This window comes from Streptomyces sp. NPDC005281 (assembly GCF_040607495.1).
Classification (GTDB): domain Bacteria; phylum Actinomycetota; class Actinomycetes; order Streptomycetales; family Streptomycetaceae; genus Streptomyces.
Genome location: NZ_JBEXGX010000039.1, coordinates 62807 through 71890 on the forward strand (window position 1 = coordinate 62807; position 9084 = coordinate 71890).

The following is a 9084-nucleotide window of genomic DNA, read 5'->3' on the forward strand; positions in this document are numbered from 1 at the left end:
CCCGCGTGGAGGGGTGAACCGGGCACTACTGATCGGCGTGTCCGCGTACGACTTCACGCGGCCGAACGATCCGCACGGCGTCCCCGGCGACCTCGCCGCCGTGGCACACAACCTCCCTGTTCTGGAAGAGGCGTTGCTGCACAGCGGCGTGTTCCGCAAGGGAGAGATCGCCGTCTCCGGGTCGCCGTACCTGGACGCGTTCAGTGAATCGCTGCGCGCCGCCGCCGACGAGGCCGAGGGACTGCTCCTCTTCTACTTCGCGGGTCACGGAGCCGTGCCCAGCGCGGGCGACGAACTCTGGCTGCAGATGCGCAACGCGCGCGTCGTGCCGGGCAGCCGAGCCGTGTTCCCGGGCGCCGACCCCTTTTCCAGCGTGCTGACGGTGCTCGCCACGACCCGGGCCCGGCACGTGGTCGTCGTCCTCGATTGCTGCAATGCGGGCAACGCCGCCCAGGTGTGCGAGGCGGTCGCCGACCGGCGTCGCTTCTCCGTGCTGATGAGCGTGCAGGCCAACAATCGGATCGACGCGGGGGACGACACGACGCCCACCCCGTTTACTGCGCGGCTTGCGCGACTGCTCGACGAGGGTATCGACGGCCGGGACACCCGCCTGTCGTTCCAGGATCTCTCGCAGGCGCTCTCAGCGCACATGTGCACCCATCACCGGACCCTGCGCAACGAGCCGTGGGAGCCGCAGCGTTGGGGCGACACGGACTTCCTCCTCCCCAGCCCCTCCAGCCAGACACTGACCACACCCCCGGCAACGGTCCCGGAGACTCAGCCGCCCTCCGTGACACCGACGCGGAAGGCCTCGAAAAGGACAGCCGAGAGGGCCGCTGGGTCCGGCGGTGAGCGGGAACGGCGATCCGGTTCGCCGCAGCCGGGGCAGCCGGGGCAGCCGGTGGAGGCAACCCGAGGCACCGTTGGACTGCTGTGGTGGCACTACCTGTTCACCTGGCTTCGCTCCTGGACCCTGGCCGTGCCGACGGCCGCGGGCCGGGTGCTGCTGTGGCTGCGACGCAGGCCCCGCCGCGCGGCGGTCGCCGCGGCCGTCCTCACGGCCGCGGGCATCGGCAGTTACCTGGCTTTGGCCGGTGTTGGCCCCGGCCAGTCGTCCTGCGGCCCGCCCCTCGAACTGCGACTGCTCACCGATCCGGACATCGGATCCACCGTCCGCAAGGCCGCGGACGCCTATCTGACATCCACGGCGAACATGACACCCGGTGGCTGCCGGCGCAGCGGAATCACGGTGTACAGCGCGGGCTCGGCAGACGTCGCGGCGGGCTTCCACGACCAGTCCGACCCTTGGCAGCGCCCTGTCAGCGACGACCTCGACCCCCAACGCGACATCGGCCCGCAGCCGGACATCTGGATTCCGGCATCATCCGCGAGCGTAGCCAGGGCACAGCCGGTGGAGCCGCCTCGGAAGTATCTGACGCTGGAACCTGGCGGCCCGTTCGCCTACTCACCGATGGTGCTGTCCGTGCCGCAGAGCATCGCCGAGGTCTCGGTGGGGGACCGGACGGACAATCCGCTCACCACACTCAGGGAGCACCTCACCCGACGGCAGAAGGACGCCGACGTGCGGCGCACGGACCCCGAGTACACGGATTCCGCGCTGCTGGCGACAATGGGCCTGTACGGCACCGGCGCGGCCGGGGTGAGTGAAGGCGAAGCGAGCGTGGCGCAGTCGGGACCGCCCTCGCTCACGGGCTCCGATCTGCTGTGCACGCTGCCGGACGACAGCAGGACCGACGATCGAACCGCCGCACTCGTCCCGGAGTTCTTGATGGTCAGCGGTGTCGACTGCGACCGGACGACGCGCAGCCGGCGGATGGCCGAGTACCCCACGGACGTGCCTGCCCTGGATCCCACCTTCGTCCGCGTGCGCTGGCAGGACGCCGACCGCGACAGGTCGGCTCGCGACGAGGCCGTCGGGCGCTTCCGGGCCTGGCTCACTCACGGCGGCGGCACGGCCCAGAAGCCCGCCGGCGGCCTGGACGTCTTCGGTGAAGACGGCTTCCGCAGCATCTCGGGCGCTCACGACTTTCTCACCGCGCCCGGCACGGACGCCGGTACTCTCGCCCACCCCGCACGGCTGCCCGCCCCCGCCGACGCCGTCGCGATGGCCACAGCTCTGCGGCGCTACCGGAACGCCAACGGCCCGGGCCAGGTGCTGTTCCTGCTCGACAGCTCCGGTTCGATGGGTGGCCTCTGGGAGGGGCCGGGCGGCGCCCCCGGCATCCTCAAACAGTCGCTCGCGGGCCTCGGCGACCGGGACGAGTACGGCGTCTGGTCCGTGGCCGCACGCGGCGGCCGACCGTCGGACGTGGTGCTGCCCTTCGCCCGCCACCGACGGGCGGACGCCGAGAAGACGATCGACCACAGAACGGCGGTCCGTGACGCCGAGTCCGATCCGGACGCCGCGCTGAGGGCGGCCCTGGAGTTCATGGCCGGGCGGGGCAAGGACGACGAGCACCCCCAACTGATCCTGTACATCACCGACGACGAGGACAACAATCACCTCACCGGCCGAAGACTGGACGCTCTCCTCGACGCGATGGAGGAAAAGGGGATTCCTGTGGTCATGGCAGCCCTCGACAGCGGCGGTTGCGACCAGGGCAAGCCGGACGCGCGCATCTCCGAAGCGAGCGGCGGCCGCTGCCTGGACACCAAGGGCGACCTCGTCGCGGGCCTGCGCGACGAGGTGGCCCGCACCGGAACGGGGGACGAGTGATGGAATCGCGGACACCGGCCCTGCGGTGGGTGCTGGCCGCGCTACTCATGGCCTGCACCGCCTGCACCGGCGACAGCGCCCCCGCACGGTCCGCCACCACGGCCGTTCCTGACAGCTCCGGGGACATCGTCGTAGCCAGCGGGCGGGACGTCACGGGCAAGGGCGGCATCCGCCAGCAGCTCATCGACACGTGGAACGCCCGGCAGGACCGGCTGCACACGGGCCGCCACGCCCGTCTGGTGGAGCTCCCGGGCTCGGCGGACCAACAGCGCAGCCAGCTCCTCGGGGCGCTCCAGTCCGACAGCGCGCAGTACGACGTGATCAACCTCGACGTCACATGGGTGCCGGAGTTCGCCGACGCGGGGCTGATCCTCCCGCTGCCCGAGGGCATGGTGGGCCCGGACGTCATCCCGTCCGTGGCCGGTACCGCCCGGTGGAACGGAAAAGTCTACGCGGTGCCGTTCAACAGCGATGTCGGGCTGCTCTACTACCGCAGCGACTACCTGAAGAGGGCGGGCGTCCAGAACACCGATCTGAGCAAAGGCCTGGACTGGGCGAAGCTGAAAGAGCTGATCGACACTCTCGACGAGGAGAGGGGCAAGGACAGGCCGAAGGGCTTCGAGAAGGGCTGGACCGCGCAATTCGGCGCCTACGAGGGCCGCACGGTCAACGGTGTGGAAGCGTTCGCGTCCGCCCAGGACGCCGTCACCCTCACCGACGGCCACGGCCGCTACACCGCCTCGGTGCAGGATCTGGAGAACGGCCTCGCGGAACTGCGCAACCGTACCCAGGGCCCGTACCTCCTCAAGGACGCTCTCCGCTCCGACGAGGACGAGTCGCTCACCGACTTCGCGGACGGCCGGACGGCGTTCCTGCGTCACTGGCCGTACGCCTACCGCACGCTGCACCAGTCCCTGCGCAGCACGCAGGTGGGCGTGGCGCCGCTGCCCGGGAAGGCGGTGCTCGGCGGGCAGAACCTCGCGCTCACCCGGTCGTCAGGACAGATGGCCGGGGCACGTGACTTGATCGGGTTCCTGACCGGCGCGGAGAGCGAACGCTGTCTGCTCGACGCGGGGTTCGCCGCCACACGGAAGTCCGCCTACCAGAACAATGCCGTCACCTGCCGGTCCGAGAAGCTCAACGCAGCCGCGAGCGCCACCGCATCCCCCTTGTCATCGGGCGAGAGCACCGACCTGATGCCCCGCGACGACCACGGACGGCCTCGGTACGCCCGCGACATCCTTCTCCCGGCGCTCACCGAGGCCGTATCGCGCCCGCGCACCCCGCTCTACGGCGCGTTCACCCAGACCTTCACCACCGAGCTCGGCAAGCTCTTCACCGACGACCCACCGAGCGACAGCGAACTGGCGAAGGATCTGGACGAGTCACTGCGGCGTGTCCTGCCGGACGGCTGAGTCCTCGGCGATGTCAGCCTCAGGCTCACCACCCGCGAGACGGCTATCCGCGACGGTCTGAAACGACTTGCCGGCCACCTCGATGACCAGGTCCGCCAACGTGCGTACCGGGAAGCGCTGGCAGTCGGTTCCAGCCCAGCAGCAGCCGAGGTGATCGGGATGGCCGCGTTCCACCTGGTGGAGGGCGAGGTGAGGCGGCGGGACCCAAAAGACCGTCCGCCGGGAGCGTTGCGTCTGGTCACCCCCTATGACACCGAGGCCCGAGGCAGCGTCGAACGGGACACTCTGCGGGACGGATACAAGGTTCACCTGAGCGAGACCTGCGAGCCTGAGACGCCGAACCTGATCACGAAAGTGGCCACCACCGTCGCCACCGTCCACGACAGCGTGACGGTCCCCGAGATCCATGACGCGCTCGCCGAACATCCACATTGGACCGTAGAGGCGCGGGCGCGTCTCCCGTCGTCCCCTGCGCGGGGTCGTCAGTCGAAGAGAATGTGCCGCAGTATCCGGGTGAGGTGTCCGGTGAGCTGCTCGGACGGCATCGAGGCAAGTGGCTCGGTTCGCGCGATGTACCTGCTGAAGGTCACCCCGATCAGCTGTGACCCCAGGAGCGCGACGCGGGTGTCCAAGTCGTCGCCGGGCGCTGCTGATCCATCGGGCGAGAGCACGGACCGGTAGACGGCGGTGCTGCGCTCCTGCATCGCGGCCAGCAGGTGAGTGGCAGCCTGCTCGTCGGACGCGGCACTGCGCAGGAGGGCGACGAGCGGGTCGTTGACGGCGTCGGTCTCCATCCGCTGTACGAAGCCGCGGGCGATCCGTTCGGGCAGCGTCGCCGGATCCCCGGCGGCTACCTGTTCCAGGTCGCGGTTGCCCGGTACCGCTGCGAGGAAGAGCTGCTCCTTGGAGGAGAACTGACGCGTAATCAGGCCGTGGGTGACACCGGCCCGGCGTGCGATGTCACGGACGGTGGCGCGGGCGTAGCCGCGCTCCGCAAAGGCCTGGCGAGCCGCCTCCAGAATTGCCGCTCGGTGTCCCTCCGGGTCCCGCCGGTGCTTGCGCACTGTCTCCCCGGGCGGCTCCTGATCGTTCATGGCGTCTCCTTCACGTGATCACTGTACTGCTCGCCGTCGAAGCCTCGGCGGGCTCCTGTACGCTTAATATCCAAGTGGATATTACGAGCGGATGGAGTCTGTTGTGAGCATGAATCCGGAGCCCGCGGCGATCGCCGAGACCCGGCTGCTGCACAAGATGCACCGGGCAGCGACGTCTTTGCTGGTCGACGGCGCGCAGCGCGACACCGCCCCGTCGGCCGCACTGGCGGAGCTTCGGGACTTCCTGGTGGCGGCGCTGCGGCACCACCACGAGAGCGAAGACGACGTGCTCTGGCCACGGTTGATCGCGGCGGATTCCGCGGCCGGCGTCGGGCTGATCGCACTCGGCGCGGAACACGAGGCGCTGGAGGGGGCACTGGGCACGCTTGCCGCCGTTCCCGTGCAGGATGGCGAGGACCGGGCAGGCTTGGTCACGGCGGCAACGGGCGTGCGCGACCTGGTGCACAAGCATCTCGACCATGAGGAGCCGGTCCTGTTTCCGGCGCTGGCGGCGCACATGTCCGACGAGGCCTGGACCGAGTTCTCCCGCGAGGTGATCGCCTCGGCCCCACCCGTGGGCGCCCACCTCAACCTCGGCTTCTTCGAGCAGGTGGGCACCCCCGCCGAACTCGTGCTGATCACGGCGAACCTGCCGCACGAGGCTCTTCAGTTCGTCCCCGCCATGCGCGAGCAGGCCCGAGCCACCCTTAACAGCCTTCAGTCAACCGAGCCTGGAAGGACGGTCATCGCATGACCAGCACACTCATCGTCGGCGGCAGCGGCGGCCTGGGCCGCGTGATCGCCCAGCACTTCGCCGACCGCGGCGACGACGTCATCATCACCGGCAGGGACAAGGCACGGGCCGAGACCCTCGCCGCCCAGATCGGTGCCGGCACCCGAGGGCTGGCTCTTGACCTCGCCCAACCCGAAACGATCAGCGCCTCGTTGACCGAGGTGACCGACGTCGACAACCTCGTCATCACCGCGGTCGGACAGGCGGCCAACACCCTGGCGCAGTTCGACATCACTGATGCCATCGCGGCCGTGACCATGAAACTCGTCGGCTACGCCGAGACCGTCCGTGTACTGCGCGACCGGTTTCGCCCAGGCGCCTCCGTTGTTCTCTTCGGCGGGCTCGCCAAAGAACGCCCGTACCCCGGCTCGACTGTCGTCACCACCTTCAACGCCGGAATCACCGGCCTGACGAAGACCCTCGCGGTCGAGATCGCCCCGCACCGCGTCAACGCCCTGCATCCGGGCCTGATCGGCGACAGCCCCAAATGGCGCGACGTTCCCAACCCGCCGCACTCGGCCCAGACACCCATAGGGCGGCTGGTCACCATGGCCGAGATCGCCGACGCCACCGACTTCCTGCTCCGCAACACCGGCGTCAACGCCCACGACCTGTTCATCGACGGCGGCCTGCTGGCCACCTGACCCGTAACGCTGCGGTTCGCCGCCATGCAGGAGGCCGGTGGGGCCTCCGGGGGCGCCGCCGCCACAGCGGTGGAGGGCGGCGCCCTCGACGGGCGGGGAACCAGCCCGGAGCAGCGGTCGCCCGCAGAGGGTTCAGAAACCTCTGCACGAGGACCGGCTCGCCGGCCGGTGCACCGAAACCCTCTCGTCCCGGCCCCGGCCGACTGCTCGGCCCGAAGAACCGGGATCCGGCTATCCGTCATGGCGTGGGACGCGTCCTCGCCACAGGCGAGGCATGCAGCCGTCCCACCCACCACAAGGCTGGCACCAGACCCCGCACGATGGTCACGTCCGCTGGAGTGGTGTATCGACGGCCACTCGGTGATCTCGTATGTGAGGCTGTGCGGTGAGTTCGGTGGGCAGGACGGTCTCCTCGGTTTTTGACTCGATCGGGTGGAGGCGGGCCCTGGCGAGGAGTTCGCGGCCCGTGTAGCGGCGGGCCTTGGTCCATTCGTCGTTCTGTTCGGCCAGGACGGCGCCGACGAGCCGGATCAGGGCGGTGCGGTCGGGGATGATGCCGACGACGTCGGTGTGGCGGCGGATCTCCTTGTTCAGCCGTTCCTGCGGATTGTTCGATCAGATCTGCCGCCTGGATCTCACGCGGGAAGGCGGTAAAGGCCAGCAGGTCGTGCTGGGTGGTGTCTATGTGGGTTGCGGCTTTGGGGGATTTGGCCTCCGGTGTGTTCAACGCGTGCCGTTGGGTCTTGACGGTGTCGGTGTCGGGTTGTCCGTAGCGGCGTGGCCGCCCATGGCTGGGCGGACTTGGGGAGCTGGCTCATGGAGGTGCCCCAACGCCCGTTCAGGGCGTGGGGGAGCGTGCGGCATCGCTGCCATAATGCGCCTGGCAGGACCGCGCCGATCGCGTTCACCGGGCCGGTGTGGGCGTCGGAGACGACCAATTGGACACCGGACAGGCCGCGGGCAGTCAGTGAGCGCAGGAAGGCGAGCCGGCCGGCGGCGTCCTCGGCCGTGGCGACGTCGATGCCGAGGGTCTCGCGGTGTCCGTGCGCGTTGACGCCGACCGCGATCAGCGCGTGGACGTTGATGATCCGGCCGCCCTCGCGAACCTTCTGCGTGAGCGCGTCCACCCAGACGAACGCATACGGTCCGGCGTCCAAGGGCCGGTTGCGGAACGCGGCGACCTGGACGTCCACGTGCTTGGCCATCGCGCTGACCCGGATCAGGCGTTGCGATTCGGTGGTGGAGTTGTTCGCTGTGTTGCGGCGTCGTAGACCGGCGTGGCCGGGCCGGTAGCGATCAGGCCAGGGTTCTGGAGCACCGGGCCTTCTCGAACGGGGCGTGGGTTCTTCTTCCGGAGCGCGTTCCGCCTCGCACGAGGCGTGAGGAGCGCGAGGATCAGTATGAGTGTGCCGGCAGTCAAGGAGGTCGGGCTTCCGGTGATCCGGGCGTCGTTGGTCTGCGGGGCAGCGGAGAGGGGCATGGCGCCGAAGGTGGGCCGGCACGTGGCGACGACCCGGTTGTGGTGTCGTTCGAGGCTGCGGGCGAAGGTATGCGGGTGGGGCGGTTCGGCTGCGCGGACATCGATGGCCTGGCCGCTGACGGCGGCGTCGTTGCCCGACGGGGGCTCCAGGAACGAGGTGTGGGTGCGGGCTTGGTCGGTGAGCCGGGACATCTCCGGGGAGGCTGTGGTGAGCCGGTCCAGGAGGTTCCGCTGCTCGGCTTTGAGGCTTTCGGGCCTGCTCGGAAGCGCCCGGGCGAGGCGGCGGGGTCAGATGTGACTGCGCTCGGCGTTCGTTCCACTCGGTGGCGTGGCAGGACGGCGAAGTCTTTGGCGTCCTTCGCTCTGGAGGCGGTGTGCGGGGTGAGCCGGGCGTGTTTGCGGGCCCGGTCTCCACAGGAGGGTCGCCGGCATGGCCGCGGCCGGTCCGGATCTGCGTGATTACGCAGTCGGCCGGGTTCGCTCTGGTGTGGGGGGTCGTCGTGTGCGGCGGTCCGTGGGGTTTAGGTGGTGGTTCCGGTGGTGGTGGTGGTGAAGATGTGTTGGTTGTTTTGGGTTCCGGTGATTTCGATGGTGGTGGTGTTGTTGTGGGTTGTGTGGTGGGTGGTTTGGATGTGGCAGGGGGTGTCGAATTCGGCGTAGCGGGTGAAGGTGGTGGTGGCGCCGGTGGGGGTGAAGACGCTGCCGGTGTCGGCACCGCTGCTGCCGCTGGTGTCGGCACCGTTGTCGCTGTCGCTGTCGCTGTCGCTGTCGCTGTCGCTGTCGCTGTCGCTGTTGGTGGTGGTGGTGGTGGTGGTGGTGGTGGTGGTGGTGTGGGTGGTGGCGTGGGCGGCTTGGCGGGCGGCTTCGAGGAGGACCATGCCGGGGATGTGGTCGCCGCTGTGGTCGAAGAGGGTGGGGTGG

Annotated in this window: 7 protein-coding genes and 3 pseudogenes; 6 read left to right on the plus strand and 4 right to left on the minus strand. The window is 69.5% G+C overall.

All coding sequences use genetic code 11. From position 1 onward, the window contains the following. Positions 1–13 precede the first annotated feature (13 nt). The 3 genes and pseudogenes from ABZV42_RS36435 to ABZV42_RS36445 all read left to right on the plus strand — a co-directional run. The gene (locus tag ABZV42_RS36435; RefSeq protein WP_356055769.1) at positions 14–2737 is read left to right on the plus strand and encodes a vWA domain-containing protein; all 2724 of its coding nucleotides are present in this window, start codon (positions 14–16) and stop codon (positions 2735–2737) included. Further along, positions 2737–4152, plus strand: coding sequence for an extracellular solute-binding protein (locus ABZV42_RS36440; RefSeq protein WP_356055771.1), 1416 nt, complete (start codon positions 2737–2739; stop codon positions 4150–4152). The genes ABZV42_RS36435 and ABZV42_RS36440 overlap by 1 nt, the downstream gene beginning before the upstream one ends. Before the next feature lie 168 nt (positions 4153–4320). After that, positions 4321–4542: pseudogene (locus ABZV42_RS36445) on the plus strand (IS5/IS1182 family transposase); the annotation flags it as partial. A gap of 92 nt (positions 4543–4634) precedes the next feature. Here ABZV42_RS36445 and ABZV42_RS36450 read toward each other — a convergent pair. After that, positions 4635–5246 carry a TetR family transcriptional regulator gene (locus ABZV42_RS36450; RefSeq protein ID WP_356055773.1) on the minus strand — a complete coding sequence of 204 codons (612 nt, stop codon included), beginning with the start codon at positions 5244–5246 and terminating at the stop codon, positions 4635–4637. Between the two features lie 109 nt (positions 5247–5355). Between ABZV42_RS36450 and ABZV42_RS36455 the strand changes: the two genes are divergently transcribed. From ABZV42_RS36455 to ABZV42_RS36465, 3 genes and pseudogenes are all read left to right on the plus strand, one after another. Next, complete coding sequence (locus ABZV42_RS36455) at positions 5356–6000, plus strand: hemerythrin domain-containing protein (RefSeq protein WP_356055776.1); 645 nt, start codon at positions 5356–5358, stop codon at positions 5998–6000. Continuing rightward, positions 5997–6683: an SDR family oxidoreductase gene (locus ABZV42_RS36460; RefSeq protein ID WP_356055777.1), complete on the plus strand. Its 687-nt coding sequence runs from the start codon at positions 5997–5999 to the stop codon at positions 6681–6683. The genes ABZV42_RS36455 and ABZV42_RS36460 overlap by 4 nt, the downstream gene beginning before the upstream one ends. A 122-nt stretch (positions 6684–6805) precedes the next feature. Further along, positions 6806–7072: pseudogene (locus tag ABZV42_RS36465) on the plus strand (hypothetical protein); the annotation flags it as partial. Here ABZV42_RS36465 and ABZV42_RS36470 read toward each other — a convergent pair. From ABZV42_RS36470 to ABZV42_RS36480, 3 genes and pseudogenes are all read right to left on the minus strand, one after another. Continuing rightward, a pseudogene (locus ABZV42_RS36470) lies at positions 7008–7900 on the minus strand (IS256 family transposase); the annotation flags it as partial. The pseudogenes ABZV42_RS36465 and ABZV42_RS36470 sit on opposite strands and share 65 nt — an antisense overlap. A gap of 2 nt (positions 7901–7902) precedes the next feature. After that, positions 7903–8355 (minus strand): hypothetical protein, encoded by a 453-nt coding sequence (locus ABZV42_RS36475; RefSeq protein ID WP_356055789.1) that lies wholly within the window; start codon positions 8353–8355, stop codon positions 7903–7905. 329 nt (positions 8356–8684) lie between these two features. After that, the coding region (locus ABZV42_RS36480; RefSeq protein WP_356055779.1) for an AfsA-related hotdog domain-containing protein at positions 8685–9084 on the minus strand (400 nt) is incomplete at its 5' end.